1 protein-coding gene is annotated in these 314 nt (G+C 34.1%); it reads right to left on the bottom strand.

Annotated elements, in window-relative coordinates:
* A partial coding sequence (locus RCF13_RS21785) for a hypothetical protein (RefSeq protein ID WP_308141548.1) occupies positions 1-314 on the bottom strand: 314 nt, incomplete at both ends.

The raw sequence follows: 314 nt of genomic DNA, 5'->3' as shown, positions 1-314 counted from the left end.
TACATAGCAAAAATTAGAACGATAGTATGGTCTAGTGTAATCCTCCAAATAACTATCTAATATGTTATCTGTTATGATTAATCCATCTTGTATACCACTTCTTGCATAAACTCCACTCATAGCATTTAAAAATATTGATTCACCGTTAAAGTCTATTGATCCTCTCGTAAAGCTTGAACCTAATATAATTGTTCCGTTATATTGAGTTCCGCCTACATAAAGAGTACTGGAAACTTCACTTATGTTTGTAGTGATTTGATCTGCAGTGAGCACACCGCGAATATTGGCAGCTCCAATTTCCATATATCTAGCAT

Source organism: Stenotrophomonas maltophilia group sp. RNC7, from assembly GCF_030910085.1.
In the GTDB taxonomy this organism is placed as follows: domain Bacteria; phylum Pseudomonadota; class Gammaproteobacteria; order Xanthomonadales; family Xanthomonadaceae; genus Stenotrophomonas; species Stenotrophomonas sepilia.
The sequence above is the reverse complement of the archived record's forward strand: the minus strand, read 5'-3'. Positions and strand labels throughout refer to the sequence as shown.